Annotated in this window: 19 protein-coding genes; 11 read left to right on the forward strand and 8 right to left on the reverse strand. The window is 74.8% G+C overall.

Annotated features, from left to right (window positions below):
- Nucleotides 1–7: 7 nt before the first annotated feature.
- The 8 genes from ACI79D_RS20405 (at nt 8) to ACI79D_RS20440 (ending at nt 11,742) form a co-directional block, all read left to right on the forward strand.
- A complete protein-coding gene (locus ACI79D_RS20405) occupies nt 8–2,377 on the forward strand; it encodes a DUF6049 family protein (protein ID WP_456920308.1) in 2,370 nt (789 codons plus the stop codon).
- Nucleotides 2,374–4,560 carry a murein biosynthesis integral membrane protein MurJ gene (gene murJ, locus ACI79D_RS20410; RefSeq protein WP_456920309.1) on the forward strand — a complete coding sequence of 729 codons (2,187 nt, stop codon included), beginning with the start codon at nt 2,374–2,376 and terminating at the stop codon, nt 4,558–4,560. Before ACI79D_RS20405 ends, murJ begins: the two co-directional genes overlap by 4 nt.
- A 71-nt stretch (nt 4,561–4,631) precedes the next feature.
- A complete protein-coding gene (locus ACI79D_RS20415) occupies nt 4,632–6,272 on the forward strand; it encodes a hypothetical protein (RefSeq protein ID WP_456920310.1) in 1,641 nt (546 codons plus the stop codon).
- A gap of 109 nt (nt 6,273–6,381) precedes the next feature.
- The gene (gene trxB / locus ACI79D_RS20420; RefSeq protein ID WP_456920311.1) at nt 6,382–7,356 is read left to right on the forward strand and encodes a thioredoxin-disulfide reductase; all 975 of its coding nucleotides are present in this window, start codon (nt 6,382–6,384) and stop codon (nt 7,354–7,356) included.
- Between the two features lie 106 nt (nt 7,357–7,462).
- On the forward strand, nt 7,463–7,789 hold the full coding sequence (gene trxA / locus ACI79D_RS20425) for a thioredoxin (RefSeq protein ID WP_456920312.1): 327 nt from the start codon (nt 7,463–7,465) through the stop codon (nt 7,787–7,789).
- A gap of 263 nt (nt 7,790–8,052) precedes the next feature.
- On the forward strand, nt 8,053–9,153 hold the full coding sequence (locus ACI79D_RS20430; protein ID WP_456920313.1) for an N-acetylmuramoyl-L-alanine amidase: 1,101 nt from the start codon (nt 8,053–8,055) through the stop codon (nt 9,151–9,153).
- A gap of 319 nt (nt 9,154–9,472) precedes the next feature.
- Nucleotides 9,473–10,756 carry an aminotransferase-like domain-containing protein gene (locus tag ACI79D_RS20435; RefSeq protein ID WP_456920314.1) on the forward strand — a complete coding sequence of 428 codons (1,284 nt, stop codon included), beginning with the start codon at nt 9,473–9,475 and terminating at the stop codon, nt 10,754–10,756.
- Complete coding sequence (locus ACI79D_RS20440) at nt 10,753–11,742, forward strand: D-alanine--D-alanine ligase family protein (RefSeq protein WP_456920315.1); 990 nt, start codon at nt 10,753–10,755, stop codon at nt 11,740–11,742. The genes ACI79D_RS20435 and ACI79D_RS20440 overlap by 4 nt, the downstream gene beginning before the upstream one ends.
- Before the next feature lie 190 nt (nt 11,743–11,932).
- Here ACI79D_RS20440 and ACI79D_RS20445 read toward each other — a convergent pair whose 3' ends face one another.
- The 8 genes from ACI79D_RS20445 to rpmH form a co-directional block, all read right to left on the reverse strand.
- Entirely contained in the window at nt 11,933–12,979 is a 1,047-nt protein-coding gene (locus tag ACI79D_RS20445; RefSeq protein WP_456920316.1) for a ParB/RepB/Spo0J family partition protein, read from the reverse strand.
- Nucleotides 12,976–14,043 carry a ParA family protein gene (locus ACI79D_RS20450; protein WP_456920317.1) on the reverse strand — a complete coding sequence of 356 codons (1,068 nt, stop codon included), beginning with the start codon at nt 14,041–14,043 and terminating at the stop codon, nt 12,976–12,978. The genes ACI79D_RS20445 and ACI79D_RS20450 overlap by 4 nt, the downstream gene beginning before the upstream one ends.
- Before the next feature lie 75 nt (nt 14,044–14,118).
- Nucleotides 14,119–14,721 carry a 16S rRNA (guanine(527)-N(7))-methyltransferase RsmG gene (rsmG, locus tag ACI79D_RS20455; RefSeq protein WP_456920318.1) on the reverse strand — a complete coding sequence of 201 codons (603 nt, stop codon included), beginning with the start codon at nt 14,719–14,721 and terminating at the stop codon, nt 14,119–14,121.
- 65 nt (nt 14,722–14,786) lie between these two features.
- Nucleotides 14,787–15,488: a Jag family protein gene (locus ACI79D_RS20460; RefSeq protein WP_456920319.1), complete on the reverse strand. Its 702-nt coding sequence runs from the start codon at nt 15,486–15,488 to the stop codon at nt 14,787–14,789.
- Between the two features lie 84 nt (nt 15,489–15,572).
- Nucleotides 15,573–16,682, reverse strand: a complete 1,110-nt coding sequence (gene yidC, locus ACI79D_RS20465; protein WP_456920320.1) for a membrane protein insertase YidC — start codon at nt 16,680–16,682, stop codon at nt 15,573–15,575.
- Nucleotides 16,675–17,019, reverse strand: a complete 345-nt coding sequence (gene yidD, locus ACI79D_RS20470; protein ID WP_456920321.1) for a membrane protein insertion efficiency factor YidD — start codon at nt 17,017–17,019, stop codon at nt 16,675–16,677. Before yidD ends, yidC begins: the two co-directional genes overlap by 8 nt.
- Nucleotides 17,016–17,399 (reverse strand): ribonuclease P protein component, encoded by a 384-nt coding sequence (gene rnpA, locus ACI79D_RS20475; protein WP_456920322.1) that lies wholly within the window; start codon nt 17,397–17,399, stop codon nt 17,016–17,018. Before rnpA ends, yidD begins: the two co-directional genes overlap by 4 nt.
- 1 nt (nt 17,400) lies before the next feature.
- Nucleotides 17,401–17,538, reverse strand: a complete 138-nt coding sequence (rpmH, locus tag ACI79D_RS20480) for a 50S ribosomal protein L34 (RefSeq protein WP_456920323.1) — start codon at nt 17,536–17,538, stop codon at nt 17,401–17,403.
- Nucleotides 17,539–18,127: 589 nt separating this feature from the next.
- Between rpmH and dnaA the strand changes: the two genes are divergently transcribed.
- From dnaA to gnd, 3 genes are all read left to right on the forward strand, one after another.
- Nucleotides 18,128–19,885, forward strand: coding sequence for a chromosomal replication initiator protein DnaA (dnaA, locus tag ACI79D_RS20485; protein ID WP_456920324.1), 1,758 nt, complete (start codon nt 18,128–18,130; stop codon nt 19,883–19,885).
- Between the two features lie 772 nt (nt 19,886–20,657).
- Nucleotides 20,658–21,818: a DNA polymerase III subunit beta gene (dnaN, locus tag ACI79D_RS20490; protein WP_456920325.1), complete on the forward strand. Its 1,161-nt coding sequence runs from the start codon at nt 20,658–20,660 to the stop codon at nt 21,816–21,818.
- Between the two features lie 136 nt (nt 21,819–21,954).
- On the forward strand, nt 21,955–22,887 hold the full coding sequence (gene gnd / locus ACI79D_RS20495; RefSeq protein ID WP_456920326.1) for a phosphogluconate dehydrogenase (NAD(+)-dependent, decarboxylating): 933 nt from the start codon (nt 21,955–21,957) through the stop codon (nt 22,885–22,887).
- Nucleotides 22,888–23,029 lie beyond the last annotated feature (142 nt).

A 23,029-nucleotide genomic window follows, 5' to 3' on the forward strand; every position in this document is an offset into this window, starting at 1 on the left:
AGCTGTCGTGACCCGGGCGGCTGCCGGGAGCGCCGGTGGCCGGTCCGGCGCTCCCGCTCGGACGCCGACCCGTGCCCGCCGCCGGACGACGCTGTGTGCCGCGCTGGCCACGCTGCTCACCGGCCCGCTGCTCGGGCTGGCCGCCCCGGCCGCCACGGCCGCCCCGGGTGACCCCGACCCCGCGGCCGAGGACGACGTCAGCGACACCGTCCGCCCGGTCCGGGTGGAGGTCGACCGCCTGGAGCCGCGCACCCTGACGCCCGGCGCGACCGTCACCATCGCCGGCACCCTGAGCAACACCGGCACCGAGACGCTGACCGACCTCGACGTCCGGCTGCAGCGCGGCGAGCTGCTCGACACCCGCGAAGAGCTGCAGACCGCCGAGACCGACCCCGACGCGACGACCGCCGTCACCACGCCGTTCCAGGAGGTGCCGGGCGAGCTGGAGCCCGGGGAGGAGCTGTCGTTCGCGCTCACGACGAACACCGGCGAGCTGCGCATCGACCGGGACGGCGTCTACCCGGTGCTGCTCAACCTCAACGGCGCGACCGCCGACGGGGAGCGCCGCCGCGTCGGTGAGCTGTCGACGTTCCTCGTGCAGCCCCCGGCGCAGCCGGCCGCACCGACCGGCGTCGCCTGGCTGTGGCCGCTGGTGGAGCGGACCCACCGCGACGCCGCCGGCCGGTTCACCGACGACGGCCTGGCCGAGGAGGTGGCCTCCGGCGGCCGCCTGGACCGGGCGCTGGCCGCCGTGGAGCGCCTGCCCGAGACGCCGGCCGCGGCGGGCAGCGAGCCCGCGCCGGTGGTGCGGGTGACCCTGGCGATCGACCCCGCGCTGGTCGAGGAGCTCGAGATCATGGCCGGCGGCCCCTACGACGTCGCCGGGCAGGAGGACGCCGGGGAGGGCACGGAGGACGCCGCCGCGTTCCTCGACCGGCTGCGCGCGGTCGCCGCCGACCACCCGGTGGTCGCGCTGCCCTACGGCGACGTCGACGCCGACGCCCTCACCGCGGCCGGGCTGCCCGACGTCGTCACCCGCAGCCTCCCCGGGACCCCCGACGGGACCGCCCAGGACGACCCCGACGCGCCCACCCCCGCGGCGCAGACCACCGGGGCCGCCGGCCCGGCCGAGGACGAGGACGAGGAGGCCACCACCGGCGCCGGCGCGGCCATCCTCGGCGACGCCCTCGGCGTCGAGCCGCGCACCGACCTGGCCTGGGCGGTCGGCGGGTCGCTGCGCGCCGACACCCTCGCCACCCTCCGCGCGGGCGGTGTCGACGAGGTCGTGCTGGCACCCGGTGGCCTGTCGGAGGGGGACGCGGCGCTCGGCCTGGACGGCGACGGCGCCGCGGCCCGGACGACGGTGCCCGCCGACGGCGGCGACGTCGACGCGCTGGTCGCCGACAGCGGGCTCGGCGGGCTGGTCGGCGCGGCGGCGAGCTCGCCGGGCGGGACGCGCATCGCCGAGCAGCGCTACCTCGCCGAGCTGGCCCTGCTCGGCCTCCGCACCGGGGGCGACCCGGCCGCCCCGCAGACCGTGCTGGTCGCCCCGCCCCGCGAGGTCGACGTCGACCCGGCGGGGGTGACCTCGATCATCGCCGCCGCGGCCCAGCTGCCGTGGCTGCGTCCGCTGACGGTCGCCCAGCTGGACGACGGCCCCACCGCCGACGCCGGTGAGCTGGTCCCGCCGGCCGAGCCGGGCGGCCTGGCCGCGGGCGGCCTCGCCGACGTCACCACCGCGGTGGACGTGCGCGACGACCTCGCCGGTGCCGTCGTCGAGGACGCCGGCACGGCGCTGGCCCCCTACGACGCCGCCGTGTCCCGGGCGACGTCCGCGGCGTGGCGGGACGACCCGGAGGGCTTCGGCGCGGCTGCCGCCGTCCTGCGGGCGACCCTGTCGGGGCTGCGCGAACGGGTCACCCTGCTCTCCCCGGCCGACGGCACCTACAGCCTCGGCTCCAGCAACGCCCCGCTCGTCCTCACCGTGCGCAACGACCTGCCCTTCGCCGTCCGCGTGCTGCTGGACCTGCAGACCCGCGGCAGCGCCCTGACCGTCGACGACATCGGGGCCCAGGTCCTCGCCCCCGACCAGCGGACGACGCTGCAGGTGCCCACCGAGGTGCGCCAGTCCGGCCGGTTCGGCGTCGTCGCCACGCTCACCACCCCGGACGGCGGGTCGCTCGGCGAGCCGGTGGAGCTGCAGGTCAAGAGCACCGCGTACGGGTCCATCTCGCTGATCACCACGATCGGCGCGGCGGCCCTGCTGGGGCTGCTCTTCCTGCGCCGCCTGGTGCTGTTCGTGCTGCGACGCCGCCGCGGGACGCCCGAGGAGGCCGGCGCCCCGGTGCCGCTGCCGCCGACGCGGAGCCCGGTGTGACCGGCGACCGCCCCGTCGGCGAGCAGCAGCGCCGCATCCCCCTGCCCCCGGTGCCGCCGCCGGAGCGCGCCGGCGGCGACCGCGGGGCACCGCGGGACGGCGCGACCCAGCGTGACGCCGGACGCCGGGTGCCGCCGTCCGGCCGGCCGGCCGCCCCGCCGCCGGTGCCCGCCTCCCCTCCGCCGCCGGTGCCCGGCCCCGGGTCGTCCGCGCTGCGGCTGCCCCCGCCGCCCTATCCGCAGGTGCCCGCGGCCCCGGCCGGGCCGGGCGCGGAGACCGGTGCGCGGCCGGCGTCGGAGACCGGTGCGCGGCCGGCGTCGGAGAACGCTGCGCGGCCGGGCCCGGAGACCGGTGCGCGGCCGGCGTCGGAGAACGGGGGCCGGCCGGCCGAGGCGCGGCCGACCGCGCCACCCGCGGCCCGCGCCCGACCGCTGCCGCCGGTCCCGCCGCCGCGGCCCCGTGCCCGCTTCGTCCCCGGCCCGGACGACACCCAGCTCATCCCCGTGCTGCCGGCGGTGCCCCGCCGCGTCGACGAGACCGACGAGGAGGTCGAGGCCCGCGAGGGCGCGCCCGGCGCCAGCCGCGGCATCCTGCGCGCCGCCGGGACGATGGCGGTCGCGACGCTGGTCTCCCGCGTCACCGGCCTGCTGCGCACGATGGTCCTGGCCGCGGCGCTGGGCGTGGGCCTGGTCAACGACGCCTACAACACCGCCAACACGCTGCCCAACATCGTCTACGAGCTGCTGCTCGGCGGCGTCCTGACCTCGGTGATCGTGCCGCTGCTGGTGCACGCCCAGGAGCGGGACGCCGACGGCGGCGTCCGGTACGCGCAGCGGCTGTCCACCGTGGCCCTCGTGGGCCTGGTCGGCGTGACGGCGGTGGCCATCGTGGTCGCGCCGTGGCTGACCTCGCTCTACGGCATCCAGGGCGATCCCGACCAGGTCCGGCTGGCCAACTGGCTGGCGCGGATCCTGCTGCTGGAGATCGTCTTCTACGGGCTGGGGGCGCTCGCCCAGGCGGTGCTCAACACCCGCGGGGTGTTCGGCCCGCCGGCGTGGGCGCCGGTCCTCAACAACGTGGTGGTCATCGCCACCGGCCTGCTGTTCGTCGCGGCCAGCGGGCCCGGCGACCTCACCCCCGCCACCATCACCGACGGCCAGGTGTGGCTGCTCGGCGTCGGCACCACGCTGGGCATCGCGCTGCAGGCGCTCGTGCTGCTGCCGCTGCTGCGCAGGGCCGGCGTCCCGCTGCGGCCCCGCTGGAACCTGCGGCAGACGGGCCTGCGCGAGGTGGGCGCCCTGGGGCTGTGGGTCATCGGCTACGTGGCGATCAGCCAGGTCGGCGTCGTCGTCGCCACCCGCATCGCCAACCAGGCGACCCGCGAGGGCGGCCTGGGCTCGAGCGCCTTCGCGATCGCCAGCCTGCTGTTCCAGATGCCCTACGGGATCATCGGCGTCGCCCTGCTCACGGCGCTGCTGCCGCGGATGAGCCGGGCCGCCGCCCGCTCCGACGTCCCGGGCGTGGTGCAGGACCTCTCCCTCGGCACCCGGCTGTCCGCGCTCGGGCTGCTGCCGGTGGCCGCCGCGCTCACCGTGCTCGGCCCGGCGCTGGCCACCGTCGCCTTCGCCCGCGGGAACACCGGCGTCGACGACGCCCGCGCGATCGGCGTGGCCCTCGCCGTGGGCGCGTTCGGGCTGCTGCCGATGGCGGTGACCCTGCTGCAGCTGCGGGTGTTCTACGCGATGAAGGACGCCCGGACGCCGACGCTCCTCCAGCTCGGCATGGTCGCCGTCCGGGTGCCGCTGCTGCTGCTGGTCCCGGTCGTCGTCGGCCCGCAGCACGTCGTGGCCGGGCTGATGCTGGTCACCAGCGTCACCTACGTGGCCGGCTGGGCGCTGGGCCACGTGGCGCTGCGCCGGCGGCTGGGGGGCCTGGGTGGGGCGCACACGCTCGGGACGGTGCTGCGGGTCGCCGCCGCGTCGGCGGTGGCGGCGCTGGCCGGGTGGGGCGTCGTCCGCGTGACCGACGACGCTCTGGGGACGTCGGTGGGGGGCTCGCTCGGCACCCTGCTGATCGGTACCGTGGTGATCGGCGTCGCGGCTCTGGCAGGGATCGTGCTCGCCCGAGTTCCGGAGACCCGTGCGCCCCTGGCTGCCGTCAGGGCCCGGCTGGGGCGCGGGTGAGCAGCGCGGCGGCGCCCCCGCCGGGGCAATCGAGCCGCCGGCCCGGAGCGAACAGGGGGTCGGCCGCGTCGATGACGTCCACGGCCACCGGACTCCCCGACCGCTACCGCCCCCTCGACGAGGTCGGCGCCCGCGAGACCACCGCGACCGGTGTCATCCGCTGCTGGCGCGCCAAGGACCGCATCCTCAACCGGGACGTCGCCATCCGGGTGCACAGCCCCGGCGGCGCGGCGGCGCGCGAGTGGATCACCCGGGCGCTCACCGCCGGCGGCCTGGCGACCCCCGCCCTGGCGATGGTCTACGACGCCGCCGAGGGCACCGGGGAGGGTGGTGACAGCGCCGCCTACGTGGTCAACGAGTGGATCGAGGGGCAGACGCTGGGCGAGCGGCTCGCCGAGGGCCCGATGCCCGACCGGGAGGTCCGCACCGTCCTGCGGCGGCTCGCCGAGGGCGTCGCCGAGGCGCACCGGGTCGGGCTGGCCGTCGGCGGGATCACCCCCGACACCGTCGTCCTGCGGCCCAACGGCCTGGTCGGGCTGCGGTCGGTCCCCGCCGCCAGCGGCACCATGCAGGGCGACATCGCCGCCCTCGGGGAGCTGCTCGAGTACTGCCTCACCGGCCGCCGCTCCGGCGACACCGTCGTCCCCGGCCGGCCCCCCGCAATGGCACCCGACCTGGCCGCGCTGGTCCGCCGCGCCCGCTCCACGCAGCCCGGCGCGGGGCTGTCCAGCGTCGCGGCCATGGCCGCGCTGCTGGCCGAGCGGCCCCGCGGCACGCACCCGTCGGAGCCGCTGCGCGGGCCGGACGAGACCGACAGCGGCTGGCTGCGCCGGCTGCGCGAGCGCCGTGAGGACGACGCCGACGACCCGGCGCCGACGGTGGACGGCTCCCGTTCCGGCGCCCGCCGGCTGGACCCCCAGGGCCGCCCGCCGGTGCCCGGCACCCGCGCCGACGACGCCGACGAGGACCTGCTGCCGCTGGCGGCCGGCTTCGGGGTGGAGGAGTACGACGGGCCCGCCGACGGGGACGAGGACCTCGTCGACGAGGACGAGGACGGCGTCGACGACGAGCCGCGCCCCGGGCGCCGCCGGCTGCTCATCGCCGCGCTGGTCGCCGCCACCCTCGCCGTCGTGGTGGGGCTGGCCTGGTGGTTCGGCTCCAGCGTGCTGTCGGTCGCGGACTCCGTGGGCGAGCCCAGCAGCCCGTCGGCGACCTCCCCCACCAGCGCGGCCCCTGCCCCCGAGGAGACGCCGTCCGGCGACGGCACGACGGCCGCGATCACCGCGGCGACGGTCTTCGACCCGTTCGGCGACGGCGAGCCGGAGAACACCGACGAGATCCCGCTCTCCTACGACGGCGACCCGGCCACCTCCTGGTCGACGCTGGAGTACCGGGGCTCGGCCGCCTTCGGCAACCTCAAGGACGGCGTCGGTGTCGTCTACGACCTCGGCTCGGACCAGTCCCTGGCCGGGGTCACGCTGGCCACCAACACCCCCGGCGCGACCGTCGAGATCCGCACCGGCGGGTCGCCCGACGGATCCCTCGACGACTTCGCGGTGCAGGCCTCCGGCGAGCTCGAGGCCACCACGGATCTGGACTTCACCGCCCCGGTGACCTCCCGCTACGTGCTGGTGTGGATCACCGGCCTGGTGCCCTCCGGCGACGGTTTCTCCGCCGACGTCGCCGAGGTGGAGCTGCGCACCGCGGGCTGAGCCGCTCCTTCCGCCCCAGGGAATGCGGCCCTCCTGCGCGGGGAATGCGGCCCCTACCATCCTCGTTGTGCCGCCCGTGACCACAGACCACCCGACCCCTGGACCTGCCGTGACCACCGAGGGGAACCCCGCGATCCCGCCGGCGGAGCACGACGGGATCCGCGACCTGATCATCATCGGGTCGGGGCCGGCGGGGTACACCGCCGCCGTCTACGCCGCCCGCGCCAACCTCCACCCGCTGGTGTTCGAGGGCTCCCAGTTCGGCGGCGCGCTGATGACCACCACCGAGGTGGAGAACTTCCCCGGCTTCGCCGAGGGCATCCAGGGCCCGCAGCTCATGGACGACATGCGCACCCAGGCCGAGCGCTTCGGCGCGGAGCTGGTCGCCCGGGACGTCACCGAGGTCGACCTCACCGTCGAGCCGAAGATCGTCAAGGTCGGGGACGAGGTGCACCGCGCCCACGCGGTCATCGTCGCGACCGGGTCGAAGTACCGGTACCTGGGCCTGGACAACGAGGCGCGGCTGCTGGGCCGCGGCGTCTCGGCCTGCGCCACCTGCGACGGCTTCTTCTTCCGCGACCAGGACATCATCGTGGTCGGCGGCGGTGACTCGGCGATGGAGGAGGCCACCTTCCTCACCCGCTTCGCCAAGACCGTGACCGTCGTGCACCGCCGCAACGAGCTGCGCGCCTCGAAGATCATGCAGAAGCGCGCCCAGGACAACGAGAAGATCCGCTGGCAGCTGGGCAAGACGGTCAGCGACGTGCTCGGCGAGAACACCGTCTCCGGCGTCCGGCTCACCGACGTCGAGACCGGCGCGACCGAGGAGGTCCCGGTCACCGGCGTCTTCGTCGCCATCGGGCACGATCCGCGCAGCGAGCTGTTCGCCGGCCAGCTGAAGCTCGACGACGAGGGCTACATCCAGGTGGAGCACCCCACCACCCGGACCAACATCGACGGCGTCTTCGCCTGCGGTGACGTGGTCGACCACATCTACCGTCAGGCCATCACCTCGGCCGGCACCGGCGCCTCGGCGGCCATCGACGCCGAGCGCTACCTGGCCGAGAAGTTCCACGAGCGCTGAGCGAGGACGTGCAGGGGCGTCACCTGGACCGGGCATAGACCAGGCATCGGGCCGGTTGTCCCTGCCGGGCCCAGTTCCGAGCCACGAAAGACTGAGGAGAACGACCATGGCAGGCAGCACCAAGACGGTCACCGACGCCACCTTCGCCGACGACGTGCTGGGCAGTGACAAGCCCGTCCTCGTCGACTTCTGGGCGGAGTGGTGCGGCCCGTGCAAGATGGTCGCTCCGGTCCTCGAGGAGATCGCCGCGGAGCACGGCGACAAGCTGACGATCGCGAAGCTCAACATCGACGAGAACCCGCAGATCGCGCGTGACTATCAGGTCATGTCGATCCCGACGATGACGGTCTTCCAGGGCGGCAAGCCGGTGAAGAGCATCATCGGGGCCAAGCCCAAGGGCGCGATCCTCTCCGACCTCGCCGACTACCTCTGAAGAACACCCCCTGCCCCCACCGCTCGCACGCTCGCGGCGGGGCCCTGCAGGGGCCGTGACCAGGGCCTCCCCCGCCACGTGCGGGGGAGGCCCTGGCGCGTTCGGGGCCCGGCGGCCTGCGCGTTCCGGCCCGGCGCGCTGGCGCGTTCGGGGCCGGCGCACGCCCCCGCTGGGCCGGGCCGGGTCCCGGGGACCACAATCGACCCACGATGGGAACCGACAGCCGCATGCACCCTCTGGGGCCGGGGGACCGTGGCCCCGCCGTGGCCGACGTGCACGCCGCCCTGCGCACGCTGGGACTGCTGCCCGCGGGGAACGGGAGCGCCGAGGAGGAGCCGCTGGAGCAGGCGGTCTACGACTCCTCCACCGAGCTCGCCGTCCGCCACTTCCAGCAGATCCGCGGGCTCAGCGTCGACGGCCGGGTGGGGGAGGAGACCTACCGGGCGCTGTCCGAGGCCCGCTGGTCCCTCGGCGATCGGCTGCTGCACCACGACCCCGAGCGGCCGATCCGGGGCGACGACGTCACCAACCTGCAGGACCGGCTGCACGAGCTCGGCTACGACGCCGGACCGGTGGACGGCGTCTTCGGCCCCGAGACCGAGGTGGGCCTGCGGGCCTTCCAGCGCGACTACGGCCTGACCTCCGACGGCACCTGCGGGCCGGCCACGCTGCGGGCGCTGCGCCAGCTCGGCCGCAAGGTCACCGGCGGGCGGCCGCAGCTGCTCCGGCAGAGCGCGAGCTTCGTGGAGAGCGGGCCGCACCTCATCGGCCGGCGGATCGTCCTCGACCCCGGCCACGGCGGCTCCGATCCCGGCAACACCGCGGGGGAGACGACCGAGGCCGACCTGGTCCTCGACCTCGCCTCGCGGATCGAGGGCCAGCTCGCCGCCGCCGGCGCCACGGTGTACCTGACCCGCGGCCGCGACCAGAACCCGACCGACACCGAGCGGACGCGGTTCGCCAACGACGCCCGCGCCGACCTCTTCCTCTCCCTGCACCTGGACGCGCACCCGTCCGAGCACGCCCGCGGGGTGGCCAGCTACCACTACGGCACCGGGTCGGGAGCGTCGTCCACGGTCGGCGAGCAGTTCGCCAACCTGGCCCGCCGGGAGATCATCGCGCGCACCGGCATGCTCGACCTGGGCACGCACCCCAAGACCTGGGATCTGCTGCGCACGTCCCGGATGCCGGCGGTGCGGATCGACTGCGGGTACCTCTCCCATCCGGTCGACCGGCTGCTGCTGCTCGACGCCCGGTTGCGCAGCACCGTCGCCAGCGCCGTCGTCGCCGCCGTCCAGCGGCTGTTCCTGCCCGCCGAGGCCGACCCGCCCACCGGCACCTTCGTCCTCCCCGGCCGGGTCTGAAGAAGCCGCAGAACACGGGAGCCGCCCTGCGAGGCGTCCTGACGAGCGGGGACCCGGAGGGTTCCCCGAGGAGGAAGGACGGGAAGGGCTCAGCGCAGCAGGGGACGGCACCTGGCCGCGGTGTCGTCCGGAGGACGACAGGCGGAAGGGTCCGTCTCGCCGTGTCCCCGGCGGGGGCGGCCGGAGGGCTCCCTACACTCGACGGGTGGCCTCCCTTACGCCCGGTACGTCCCCGGGCCCCGGTGTGAACCCCCACCCGGCGCCGCGCCACCCGCGGCTGGACCCGCTGGCGGACCGGTACGCAGCACGCACGCACGGGATGAAGACCTCCGAGATCCGTGCGCTGTTCTCCGTCGTCAGCCGGCCCGAGGTCGTCTCGCTGGCCGGCGGCATGCCCGCGGTCACCGCGCTGCCGCTGGACGCGGTGGGCTCGATGATCGGCGAGCTGGTCTCGGGCATGGGCGCGCAGACGCTGCAGTACGGCTCCGGCCAGGGCGACCCCCGGCTGCGCGAGCGGATCTGCGATGTCATGGCGCTGGAGGGCATCACCGACGCCTCGCCCAGCGAGGTCGTGGTGACCGTCGGCTCCCAGCAGGGGCTGGACCTGGTCACCCGGGTGTTCTGCGACCCCGGGGACGTGGTCCTGGCCGAGGGCCCGTCCTACGTCGGCGCGCTGGGCGTCTTCCAGGCGTCCGAGGCGCGGGTCCGGCACGTCCCGATGGACGACGACGGGCTGATCCCCGAGGCGCTGGAGCAGGCGCTCATCGAGTGCCGCGCCAACGGCGACCGGGTGAAGTTCCTCTACACCGTGCCGAACTACCACAACCCGGCCGGGGTCACCCTCTCCGAGCCGCGGCGCGACGCGGTCATGGAGATCGCCGAGCGCTACGACCTGCTGGTCATCGAGGACAACCCCTACGGCCTGCTCGGCTTCGACCGCGACCCGATGCGGGCCCTGCGCGCGCGCAACAACCGCCGGGTCATCTACCTCGGCTCGTTCTCCAAGACGTTCTCCCCGGGCCTGCGGGTCGGCTGGGTGCTGGCCCCGCTCGCCGTCCGGGAGAAGCTGGTGCTGGCCACCGAGGCGCAGGTGCTGTGCCCGCCGTCGCTGACCCAGTACGCCGTCGCGCGCTACCTGGACACCCAGCCGTGGCGCGAGCAGATCAAGCACTTCGTCGAGCTCTACCGCGAGCGGCGGGACGCGACGCTGGAGTCCCTCGAGCAGCTGATGCCCGCCGGCACCACCTGGACCAAGCCGGACGGCGGGTTCTACGTGTGGCTGAAGCTGCCGCACGGCCTCGACGCCAAGCTGATGCAGCCGCGCGCGGTCAACGCGCACGTGGCCTACGTGCCCGGCATCGGGTTCTACGCCGACGGCTCGGGCCGGGAGTACATGCGGCTGTCCTACTGCTATCCGGAGCCGGACCAGATCCGGGAGGGGGTGCGCCGGCTGGCCCGCGTCGTGGAGGCCGAGCTGGACCTGCACTCGACCTTCTCCGGCGTCGACACGGGCTCCTTCACCGCGCTCGGGGGGCCGCGCGTCCCCGGCGTCGACCCGTTCGTCGGCCCCGCCAACAGCGACCGTTACGAGGACCGCGCATGACCGAGACGGCACCGGCCGCCGACCCCGCCGCCACCCCGCACCCGCTGCGCGCCGTCGTCCTCGCCGGCGGGCTGAACTTCGAGCGCGAGGTCAGCCTCTCCTCGGGCACCCAGGTGTGGGAGGAGCTCACCCGCGCCGGCGTGGACGCCGAGGTGCGCGACGCCGACGCCGACCTGCTGCCCGGGCTGTCCGCCGCGCCCGCCGACGCGGTGTTCATCGCGCTGCACGGGGCCACCGGGGAGGACGGCGCGCTGCGGGCCGTCCTCGACCTCGCCGGCGTCCCCTACGTCGGCTCCCCGGCGGCCGCCTGCCGGCTGGCGTGGGACAAGCCGGCGGCCAAGTCCGTCGTCCGCTCCGCGGGCGTGACGACGCCGGACTGGGTGGCGCTGCCGCACAGCACCTTCCGCGAGCTCGGTGCCGGCGCGGTCCTGGACCTCATCGTCGCCCGGCTCGGCCTGCCGCTCATGGTCAAGCCGGCCTCCGGGGGGTCCGCCCTGGGCGCGCAGAAGATCACCCGGGTCGAGGACCTCCCCGCCGCGATGGTGAGCTGCTTCGCCTACGGGGACACCGTGCTGGTGGAGCGCTTCGTCGAGGGCGTGGAGCTGGCGCTGTCCGTCGTCGACCTCGGCGAGGGTCCCGAGGCGCTGCCGGCGGTGGAGATCGCCCCGGAGTCCGGCGTCTTCGACTACACCTCCCGCTACACCCCGGGCCTCACCGAGTACCACTCCCCGGCCCGCGTGCCCGACGAGGTGGCGGCCAAGGCGGCCACGCTCGCCGTCCAGGTGCACCGGGTGCTGGGCCTGCGGGACCTCTCCCGCACCGACGCCATCGTCAGCCCCGACGGCGAGGTCCACTTCCTCGAGGTGAACGTCTCCCCGGGGCTCACCGAGACGTCGATGTTCCCCATGGCCGTCGAGGCGGCCGGCTACTCGCTGGGCGACGTCCTCGCCCGGCTGCTGTCCCGCCGGGCCACCACCGCGCGCTGAAGGAGGACCGCGTCCTCCCCGCCCTGCGCACGCTCGGGGCGGGACCGGGGACGGGGCCGCAGGGAAGAGTGACGAAGGCCGGGTTCCGTCAGTGACGGAACCCGGCCTTCGTGTGTCTCCCTCGACGTCCGGCCCTCCTGCAGGGTCCCGCCGCGAGCTGGCGAGCGGTGGGGGGCAGGAGGGTCCTTCGTCAGTCCTCGGCTCGGCGCCCGGTGATGTCCGGGGCCATCTGGCCGATGATCCGCTGGAGGTCGTCGACCGAGCCGAACTCGACGACGATGCGGCCCTTGGCCCGGCCGATCTGGATCTTGACCTTGGTCTCGAAGGCGTCCGACAGCCGCCCGGCGAGGTCCTCGACGCCGGGTGCGCTGATCCGCCGGGTGCGCCGCTTCGCGGCCGGCTGCTCGGCAGCGGCCAGGGCGACCGCCTCCTCCGTCGCCCGCACCGACATCCCCTCGGCGACGATCCGGGTGGCGAGGGCCTCCTGGGCGTCGGCGTCGGCCAGGCCGAGCAGCGCCCGGGCGTGCCCGGCCGAGATGACCCCGGCCGCGACCCGCGTCTGCACCTTCACCGGCAGCTTGAGCAGCCGGATGGTGTTCGTGACCTGCGAGCGGCTGCGGCCGATCCGCTGCGCCAGCTCCTCGTGGGTGGCGCCGAACTCCTCCAGCAGCTGCTGGTAGGCCGCCGCCTCCTCCAGCGGGTTGAGCTGGACGCGGTGGATGTTCTCCAGCAGGGCGTCGCGCAGCAGGGCGTCGTCGGTGGTGTCGCGGACGATGGCCGGCACGCTGTCCAGCTCGGCCGCGCGGGCGGCGCGCAGCCGTCGCTCGCCCATGATGAGCTCGTAGCCGCCGTCACTGCGCTCGCGCACCACGATCGGCTGCAGGAGGCCGAACTCCCGCACCGAGTGGGTGAGCTCCTCCAGCGCCTCGTCGTCGAAGACCTGGCGAGGCTGCTTCGGGTTGGGGACGACGTCGTCGACGGCGACCTCGCGCAGCTGCGCGCCGGGGACGCCGACCGCGGCCTCCTCCACCTGGCGCGCGACCGAGGCGGCCGCCTCCGCCGCCGGCGGCAGCAGGTGCACCGGAGGAGCGGCCGGGGTCTCCGCGGGGGCGGCCGGCGCGGTGCCCTCCGGGCGCTCCCCGCCGTCCCCGGTCTCCGGCAGCGTCGGCTGCTCGACCGGCGGGGCGGTGGGGATCAGCGCCGCGAGCCCCCGGCCGAGACCGCCACGCTTGCTCATGCTCTCTCCTCAGGAGACGGGGGGACGGGCACGGTGGCCGCGTCGGTGTCGGGGAAGGCCAGGGAGGTCGCCGGCGGGGGAGCGGCGGGGGTGCCCGGCCCGGTCCGCGTGGCCAGGGGTGGCAGCGAGACCCCCCGTTGGGCGAGCTCGCGGGCGGCCTCGACGTAGCTGGTCGAGCCGCGCGAGCCGGGGTCGTAGGTGAGCACCGACTGCCCGTACCCGGGCGCCTCCGAGACGCGCACGTTGCGGGGGATGACCGCGTCGAGCACCAGGTCGCCGAAGTGGTTGCGGACCTCCTCGGCCACCTGGTCGGCGAGCTTGGTGCGGGCGTCGTACATCGTCAGCAGGATCGTCCGGACGGCGATGCCCGGGTTGAGGTGCTGGCGGACCAGGTCGATGTTGTTGAGCAGCTGGCCCAGCCCCTCCAGCGCGTAGTACTCGCACTGGATGGGGATGAGCACCTCGTCGCCGGCGACGAGCGCGTTGAGCGTCAGCAGCCCCAGCGACGGCGGGCAGTCGATCAGCACGTACCACGGCCGCTGCTCGGGCGGGAGGGCCTGCAGGTAGGCCTCGATCGCGCGGCGGAGCCGGTACTCGCGGGCCACGACGGAGACGAGCTCGATCTCGGCGCCAGCCAGGTCGATCGTCGCCGGCACGCAGTGCAGCAGCGGGCTGGCCGTCGTCGGGTGGACGACCTCCGACAGCGAGCTGTCGCTGACCAGGGCGTCGTAGACCGACGGCGTCCCCACGGTGTGCTCGACCCCGAGCGCGGTGCTGGTGTTGCCCTGCGGGTCCAGGTCGATGACCAGCGTGCGCAGGCCGTAGAGGGACAGGGCCACGCCCAGGTTCACCGCGCTCGTGGTCTTGCCGACGCCACCCTTCTGGTTGGCGATGGTGATGACCCGGACCCGGCCGGGAACCGGGAAGGGCTCCTGGTTCGCGGCGTGCAGCACGCGGGTGGCCCGCAGCGCCTCCATCGCGATCGGGCTGTCGAACTCCACTCCGGCGCCGGCCGCCTGGTCGGCGGCGAGGCTGGATCGCAGCCGCTCGCCGGGGTCGGTCATCGCAGGTCCTTCCTGCCGAGCCGTTTCACGTGGAACGGGTTCGGGAAGTGGTACGGGTTCCACGTGGAACAGCGCTCACCGTGCTCCACGCGTCATCACCACCACGGTAGTGGCAGCCTCTCCGAGGTCTGCGCCGACAGCCCGGACGTGCACGTCGCGCATCCCCACGGACTCCAGCTCGGGCACCAGGCCCGGCAGCTCCTCGACCGCGCGGGCGCCGACGAGCGCCACGAGCTGGGCACCGGGCCGCATCAGGCCACGGCACCAGGTCACCAGCCGGGGGAGGGCGGCGACCGCCCGCGCGGTGACGACGTCGACCGGGCCGACCGCCGCCCGCACGGAGCGCTCCTCCGCCCGCCCGCGCACGACCCGCCACGGCACGGCGAGCTCGGCGACGACCTCCTCGAGGAACTCCACCCGCCGGGCCATCGGCTCGACGAGGGTCAGGCGGAGGTCCGGGCGGGCCAGCGCCAGCGGCACCCCGGGCAGGCCGGCGCCGCTGCCGACGTCCACCACCCGGGCGTTCGCCGAGACCGCCTCGGCGACCGCCGCGCTGTTGAGCACGTGCCGTTCCCACAGCCGCGGCACCTCGCGCGGGCCGATCAGGCCGCGGACCACGCCGTCGGTGGCCAGCCGGGCCACGTAGCGCTCGGCATCGGGGAGCGCGTCCCCGAACACGGTGCGCGCGGCAGGTGGGGCCGGCGGGACGGGAGGTGCGCCGGCGTCGGGAGTGGCGGGACCGGTCACCGATCGGGCAGGACGACGACCCGGCGGTTGGGCTCCTCGCCCTCGGACTCGCTGCGCACCCCGGACATCCCGGCGACGACGTCGTGGACGACCTTGCGCTCGAACGGGTTCATCGCGACCAACCGCTCGGGCTGCCGGCTCTGGGCCACCCGGCGGGCCGCCTCCGCGGCCAGCGAGGTCAGGTCCGCCCGGCGCTTGGCCCGGTACCCGCCGATGTCGAGCATCAGCCGGCTGCGCACCCCGGTGGACTGCGCCACGGCCAGGCGGGTCAGCTCCTGCAGCGCCTCCAGCACCGCGCCGTCCGGCCCGACCAGGTCGCGCAGCTCGCCGCCGACGATGGCGACCGACGCCCGGTCACCCTCGACGTCGAGGTCGATGTCACCGTCGACGTCCAGGATGTCGAGCAGCCGCTCCAGGTAGTCGCCGGCCACGTCGCCCTCGCGGACGAGGAGGTCGTCCCCGTCGGCGTCGTCGGCGTCCTCGTCGTCGGCGTCCTCGTCGGCCGTTTCGTCGTCAGCCGTGTCCTCGTCGTCCGCGGGGTCCACGACGGCGTCCGCGCTGTCGGCGTCCGGGTCGGGCAGGTCGGGCTGGTCCGGGCCGGTGGCCGCGTCGGGCACGGGGCTGAGGACGGCGCCGGAGGTGGCCTCCGCCGTCGCGGCGGTCTCGGCCGTGTCAGTGGGGTGCTGCGGGGCGCTCATCGCGTTTCCTCCCAGTCGGTGCGGGCGTCCGGGCTTCCCCGGTGGTCGATGGCCGGCGGGCGTCCGCAGCGGACGCCGGCGGTGTCAGCGGCGCTTGCGCTTCCCCCGGTTGGCCGGGCCCGGGCTGCCGCCGCGCGCGCCACCGCTGCGCGGACGGTTCCCGGCCGGACCGGCCGCCCCCGGGGACTGGCCGTTGGACCCGGCGGCGGAGGCGCCGGGCGGCTGCACGCCGTCGGCCGGGGTGGTGTCGCCGGTGGGGTTGGAGGTGTCGACCGTCGAGGCGGGCGCCGCGGGGCGGCCGGGCTTGGGCCGCACCGGCTTGGCGCCGGGCTTGGGCGCGAGGGTCTTCGGGTCGATCGCCGGCTTGTCGGCGGCGGCCTTGGCCTTGGCGGCGGGGGACCCGGGCGGGGGCATCTTGCGCAGGATGAAGAACTGCTGCCCCAGCGTCCACAGGTTGTTGGTGAACCAGTAGAGGAGGACGCCGATCGGGAAGAAGAAGCCGGTGACGAAGAGGCTGATCGGCATGCCGTAGAGCAGCAGCTTCTGGACGGTGGCCGCCTGGCCCTCGACCGGCCCCGAGCGCTTCATGGTCTGCTTCTGGGTGACGTACGTCGTCGTGCACATCACCACGATGAGCAGGAAGGCGACGATCCGGATGCTCGTGTAGCTGACCCCCGGCAGGGCGAGGATCGCCTGCTCCTTCGCCCCCGTCATGTTGAACGAGGAGGAGATGGGGGCCCCGAAGAACGGCGCGCGGGCCGCCTCGTCGGTGAGCTCGTCGCTCCAGCCGTAGAGGCCGGGCGCATTGGGAGCGAGCCGGCGCAGCACGTGGAACAGGGCGAGGAAGACCGGGATCTGCGGCAGGATCGGCAGGCAGCCGGCCAGCGGGTTGACCCCGCGCTCCTTCTGCAGCGCCATCATCGCCTGGCTGAAGCCCTGCTTGTCGCTGCCGTACTGCTTCCGCAGCCGCTGGATCTCCGGCTGGATGTCCTGCATCGCCCGCTGCGACTTGACCTGCTTGACGAACAGCGGGAACAGGATCAGCCGGACGGTGACGACCAGGAAGACGATCGACAGCGCCCAGGCCAGGCCGGACAGGCCCGTCCCGGCGGCCGGGTCACCGAAGACCCAGTCCCACAGCGAGTGCCACTGGGCCATGACCCAGGAGATGGCGGTGTACAGCCAGTCAAGCAACGCCAGCCTCCTGCTGCGCGGCCCGGCGAGGTGCCGGAGGGTGAGCTCGGTCGGTCTCGAGTGGTGTCCTGCGCGGCGGCACCGGGTCGAACCCACCGGGGTGCCAGGGCGCGCACTTGAGCAGCCGGCGCAGCGCCAGCCAGGTCCCCCGCCCCGCGCCGTGCACCGCGATCGCCTCGGCGGCGTAGGCGCTGCAGGTGGGGGCGAAGCGACACCGCGGCGGCAGCGCCGGGCTGATCGCCCGCTGGTAGAAGCCCACCGCGGCCAGCAGCGCCCGGCCCACCCACCCGCGCGCGGCGGGGGCAGGGGGTCCGACGGGGCCCGGGACGGCGGTCACGAGGTGCGTGCCCGTGCGCTGAGGAGCCGGTCCAGGCCCGCGGCCAGGTCGCGCCCCAGGTCCGCCGAGGTGGCTGCCGCGGCCTCGGGCCGGGCCCGCACCACCAGGTCGGCCGACGCCGGGAGACGGTGCAGCTGGTCGCGGACCACCGCGCGCAGCCGCCGGGTGACCCGGTGCCGGACGACGGAGTTGCCCACGGCCTTGCCCACCACGAAGCCGGCCCGTGGACCGCCGTCCCCTCCGGCGTCGCCGGGGGTCGGGGTCACGGGCCGTTCGGGGAGGTAGTGGAGCACCATGGTCGGCCGTCCGGCACGCCTACCGGACCGGACGACCGCGGTGAACTCCGGACGCCGGCGCAGGCGTGCCTGCGCGGGCAGCACCTCAGGCGGAGAGCTTCTCGCGCCCCTTGCGCCGACGGCCGGCGATGATCGCCCGGCCCGCGCGGGTGCGCATCCGCAGCCGGAAGCCGTGGGTCTTGGCCCGGCGGCGGTTGTTCGGCTGGAACGTGCGCTTGCTCACGAGGTACTCCCACTACACGACGTCGACGGTGCGCACCCACCGGTGGGCGGGCACGCGCGGAGGGACGGGTGGAACTCGGCAGGACCGGCTCCCCGTCCACAGACTCCCGCCAGCATAGCCGAGGAATCGCGGACGCCGGAGGGTCGGTCCGACGCCGACTTCCCAGGGTCCACCACGCCCCGCAGCAGAGGGCAGCGACGCGCCGCACCCCGCGGGCGACGCGCCCGTCGGCACGCCGTCGAGCAGTGCCGCCGTCGTTGCCGGGCTGTGGACGAGGCTGTTAGCGTCGCCGTCGCTCCACACCGGACACCCGAGTCCGGCGCAGGGGCCGCACCGCTCGGTCGACCGACCACCGCGCCCTCCGGACCATCCCCCCAGAACGACCTCCGACCAGCGACGACGCCTCTGCCCGATTCACTCGATCGGATGCCGGTCCCGTGCGTCGCCAGTCGTGCACAGCCTGTGGACACTGGTGTGGACAGCGCGTGTCCGGATGTCCACAGCGGGGGACTGATCGGGGGACGACGGAGCCCGGCTGCGGACGGTCGCGGCAGGGGCGACGCACACACGGTTTGGGGAGGACAGGGCCATGGCCGATGCCACGGTGGATCTGGCGACGGTCTGGGACCAGATCCGCGAGCGGCTGGCCACGAGCCTGTCCCCGCAGCAGAACGCGATGCTCAACCTCACCCGCCCGGTGGGTGTGTTCGAGGACACCGCGGTGCTGTCGGCGCCGAACGAGTTCACCCAGACCGTGCTCGAGTCGCGGATGCGCCGCGTGCTCGCCGAGGCACTGTCCGAGCACCTCGGCCGCGACATCCGGGTCGCCGTCCAGGTGGAGGACACACCGGCCGAGCCCGAGCCGCCGCGCCCGGAGGTCCCGACCCGGCGTCGGTGGTCGGCGGTCGAGGCCCAGCGGGCCGAGGAGGACCGGGAGACCCGGGACCGCGCCGACGACGGGCGCAGCGCGTTCGGCGTACGCACCGACGTCACCTCGCCGCTGACCTGGGAGCGCGACGCCGCGGAGCGGCAGTCACCGCCCGAGCCGCCGGCCGCCGAGCGCGAGGAGGAGTGGTCGCCCACCGACTGGAGCCCGCCGGCCCGCCGGGCCGCCGCCCGGGGCGGGCGGGCACCGCGTGACTGGGGTGGTGAGGACGGCGCTGCCGTCCTGCCCTTCGACATCGACCCCGGCCCCGAGCCTCAGGAGGACGAGCCGGCCGCGCCGGCCGGCCGCGGCCGCCGGGTGGCCCCGCCGCGCGGTGGGGACGCCGTCCCGCTGTTCGGCGATCGCCGGGCGCCGACCGGCGCGCAGGACCCGGGCCTGAACCCGAAGTACGTCTTCGACAGTTTCGTCATCGGCAACAGCAACCGGTTCGCCCACGCCGCGGCCGTCGCGGTGGCCGAGGCGCCGGCCCGCGCCTACAACCCGCTGTTCATCTACGGCGACTCCGGGCTGGGCAAGACCCACCTGCTGCACGCCATCGGCCACTACGCGGCACGGATGTTCCCCAACGTGCGGGTGCGGTACGTGAGCACCGAGGAGTTCACCAACGAGTTCATCAACCTGGTCCACTCCGGCCGGGCCGAGGACTTCCGCCGCCGCTACCGGGACATCGACTTCCTGCTCATCGACGACATCCAGTTCCTGGAGCGCGCCGAGCGGACGCAGGAGGAGTTCTTCCACACGTTCAACACGCTGCACAACGCCAGCAAGCAGATCGTCATCACCTCCGACCGGGCGCCGAAGAAGCTGACGACGCTGGAGGACCGGCTGCGCACCCGCTTCGAGTGGGGGCTGATCACCGACGTCCAGGCGCCGGACCTGGAGACCCGCATCGCCATCCTGCGGAAGAAGGCCTACGGCGAGCGGCTGCAGGTGCCCGACGCGGTGCTGGAGTTCATCGCCAGCAAGGTGCAGACCAACATCCGCGAGCTCGAGGGCGCGCTGATCCGGGTCACCGCCTTCGCCAGCCTCAACAAGCAGCAGGTCGACCTGCCGCTGGCCGAGCTGGTGCTCAAGGACCTGATCAGCGACGAGCAGGGGCCGCAGATCACCGCGGCGATCATCATGGCCGCCACCGCCGAGTACTTCTCGGTGACGATGGAGGAGCTGCAGGGCTCCAACCGCAGCCGCACGCTGGTCAACGCCCGTCAGATCGCGATGTACCTGTGCCGGGAGCTCACCGAGCTGTCCCTGCCGCGGATCGGTGCCTCCTTCGGCGGCAAGGACCACACCACGGTCATGCACGCGGTCAAGAAGATCACCAACCTGATGAGCGAGCGCCGGGCCACCTACACGCAGGTCACCGAGCTCACCGCCCGGATCAAGAGCCGCGCCCGGCAGTAGGAGGACGCCCGGCTCTGCTGCGGCCTGTCGCGCGTCGTCCGCACGGCGGCCGTGCACGGCGGCGTCCCATCCGCCAGGGCCGCAGAACCCCGCTCGTCCTCCGGGGTGTCCCGCTCGTTGTCCACAGACCTGTGGGCGGTCGTGTGTGCGTCGTCCCCGCGTGGACGGCGGTCTGGTGGTCACCCGAACCGGTGACCTCGGTCGACTCGTCGAGAAGTTGTCCCCAGGAATGTGCACAGCCTGGGGAGATCTCACGCCGACCGCTCACACGCGGTCACGACCGGCGCAGGACGGCGCCGGATCCCCGAGGCGGTGTGATTTCCGCCGTTGGCCCTCTGACCTGCACGTTCTCCCGTCCGCGCTGGTGAGTGCCGGCGTCGTCCCCGGCCGGGGCCGGCGGGGCTGGGTACGGACTGGGGACGGGGGCGGGACGGACCGGGGACAGGAGGTGGACGGACGGCGGTGGGTGTGCACGGCCGTCGAGATGTCCACGTGTCGACAACAGCCGGTGCTCGTCCACCCACAGCGGGCCAACATGTCGACTTCGGGCCTGACCTGCGGGTTCGGCCTCGATCCCCAGGTTCCACACCAGTGATGACGAGGATGAGGGAGAGAGATCGAGGTTTTCTCGAACCACATTCAGGGTGGGGAAGCTGCGGCCCGAGGGGCGGGAGCGGTCTCTCGGAGGGACTGCGGTTACCCCCTTGTCGCCGGTAGAAGGCACGATGAGCACCGCAGCAGCAGGAGTACGGAAGCTGGGGTGGATCAGGTCATGAAGTTCCGGGTGGCACGTGAGGTGCTCGCCGATGCCGTCGCCTGGACGGCGCGCAGCCTGCCGCCCCGGCCGTCGGTGCCGGTCCTGGCCGGGATCCTGCTGGAGGTCGACGGCAGTCAGCTGTCGGTCTCCGGCTTCGACTACGAGGTCTCCGCCCGGGCGGAGGTCGACGTCCAGGCCACCGAGAGCGGGCGCACGTTGGTGCCGGGTCGGCTGCTGGCCGAGATCACCCGCGCCCTGCCGCCGCACCCGGTCGACATCACCGCCGAGGGCCCGCGGTTGTCGATCGCCTGCGGCAACGCGCGGTTCAGCCTGCCGACGCTGCCGGTGGAGGACTACCCGTCCCTGCCGGCCATGCCGTCGTCGGCAGGAACGGTCGACAGCGACGTCTTCGCCGAGGCGGTCGGGCAGGTCGCCGTCGCCGCGGGCCGGGACGACACCCTGCCGATGCTGACCGGCGTCCGGCTGGAGATCGAGGACGACCTGGTCACCCTCGCCGCGACCGACCGCTACCGGCTGGCGGTGCGCGAGTTCGCCTGGCGGCCGGAGACCCCGGGGCTGTCGGCGGCGGTGCTGGTGCCCGCGCGCACCCTGGCCGACGCCGCCCGCACGCTGACCAGCGGCCCGGAGATCACGATCTCGCTGTCCTCCGGCGGCGCCGGCGAGGGCATCCTGGGCCTGTCCGGCAAGGACCGGCAGACCACGACCCGCCTGCTGGACGCGGAGTTCGTCAAGTACCGGGCGATCATGCCCAACGAGTCGCTCGCCAACGCGACGCTGCCGGTCGGGCTGTTCACCGACGCCGCCAAGCGCGTGGCCCTGGTCGCCGAGCGCGGCACGCCACTGCGCTGCGAGTTCACCCCGGGCCAGGTGACCCTGCGCGCCGGCGGCACCGACGACGAGGGCCAGGCCGAGGAGCGCTGCGACGTCGAGTTCGACGGCGAGCCGTTGACCATCGGCTTCAACCCGACGTTCCTGCTCGACGGCCTGGCCTCGGTGCACACCAGCCGCGCGCGGATGGACTTCACCAGCCCGCTCAAGCCCGCCGTCCTCTCCGGCGTGGAGGAGCCGGCGGCCGACGACGAGGGCGAGGCCCGACCTGCCGAGCGGCCGGGCAGCTACCGCTACCTGATCATGCCGGTGCGCCTGCCCGGGTGATCCGAGGGCTCTCCTGCCGCTCGCGCGCGGGCTCCGGCAGGAGAGTCACGGGGGCCGTCGCGCGGCGGCCGCCCCGGTCGACCACGATGGGGTCGAGGACGTGCGGGCCGGATGGCCGTCGAGAAGGGACACAGTCGTGCAGCTGGGGCTGATCGGGCTGGGCAAGATGGGCGGCAACATGCGCGAGCGGCTGCGCCGCGCGGGCCACGAGGTCGTCGGTTTCGACCACCACCCGGAGAAGCGGGACGTCGACGACCTGCCCGCGCTGGTCGAGGCGCTGCAGGCGCCTCGGGTGGTGTGGGTCATGGTGCCGGCGGGTGAGCCCACCCGGGCCACGGTCAAGGAGCTGGCCGAGCTGCTGAGCCCCGGCGACGTGATCGTCGACGGTGGCAACTCCAAGTACACCGACGACCAGATCCACGACGTGATGTGCCGCGAGAAGGGCGTCGGCTACGTCGACGCCGGTGTCTCCGGCGGGGTCTGGGGCCTGGAGAACGGCTACGCGCTCATGGTGGGCGGCACCAAGGAGGACGTCGCCAAGGTGCAGCCGGTCTTCGACGCGCTCAAGCCCCCGGCGCCGAAGGACGAGTCGGGCCAGGAGCTGCCCGGCGCCGGCTTCGTGCACGCCGGTCCGGTGGGCGCCGGGCACTTCTCCAAGATGGTCCACAACGGCATCGAGTACGCGATGATGCAGGCCTACGGTGAGGGCTACGAGCTGCTGGCCGCCGTCGACCTGATCGAGGACGTGCCCGGCGTCGTGAAGTCCTGGACGCAGGGCACGGTCATCCGCTCCTGGCTGCTGGACCTGCTGGTCCGCGCGCTGGAGGAGGACCCGGCGCTGGAGAAGATCACCGGCTACGCCGAGGACTCGGGCGAGGGCCGCTGGACCGTCGAGCAGGCCATCGAGAACGCCGTCCCGATGCCGGCGATCGCCGCCTCGCTGTTCGCCCGGTTCTCCTCCCGGCAGACCGACTCGCCGACGATGAAGGCCGTCGCCGCGCTGCGCCAGCAGTTCGGCGGCCACGCGGTGCACGCCGTGCAGGCGCAGGAGGCCGAGCGCCCCGCGTGAGCACGCTCCTCTCGACCTCTCGGAGGGGGGGGGGGGGGGGGGGGGGGGGGGGGGGGGGGGGGGGGGGGGCGGGCGGGGCGGGGGGGGGGGGGGGGGGGGGGGGGGGGGGGGGGGGGGGGGGGGGTGGGGGGGGGGCGGCGCC

It is taken from the genome of Geodermatophilus sp. SYSU D00708 (assembly GCF_054050115.1).